Genomic DNA, 634 nt, shown 5'->3' on the forward strand with positions numbered 1-634 from the left:
ACACGCGTTAAGATAGCTTGCTCAAACTTGGCTTGTAGCGCTTTAGGGATAAACACGCGCGTGCCATTGGTACAGACCTGACCACTGCTATAAAAGTTCGCCATCATTGCGATGTCAGCAGCGGTATCGATGTCAGCGTCTTCAAATATGATTAATGGTGACTTACCACCAAGCTCTAAGGTCACGTCTTTAAGCGACGATGATGCTGCGCTCGACATGACTTTTTTACCAGTCGGCACACCGCCCGTAAACGATACTTTGGCGATATCAGGATGCTGGGTTAATGCTTCGCCCACTTCGTAATTACCTTGCACGACGTTAAAAACGCCATCTGGCAAACCCGCTTCGGTAAATATTTCTGCTAGTTTTAAAGCAGTTAATGGCGTGACTTCTGATGGTTTAAAAATCATCGCATTACCTGCGGCCAATGCAGGTGCAGCTTTCCACATGGCGATTTGAATAGGATAGTTCCACGCACCAATACCGGCGACGACGCCGAGTGGCTCCTGACGCGTATAAACAAAGCTGCTATCACGCAGCGGAATCTGACGACCTTCAATCATTGGTGCAAGCCCTGCATAATATTCAACGACATCAGCACCGGTTACGATATCGACATACTTGGTCTCAGAGT

Annotated in this window: 1 protein-coding gene; it reads right to left on the bottom strand. The window is 47.8% G+C overall.

Going from position 1 to position 634, the window contains the following annotated elements:
- Nucleotides 1–634 (bottom strand): aldehyde dehydrogenase family protein (locus tag ACS8FD_RS21830; protein ID WP_439277413.1); only part of this gene is annotated, 634 nt, incomplete at both ends.

It is taken from the genome of Psychrobacter sp. 1U2 (genome assembly GCF_051847575.1).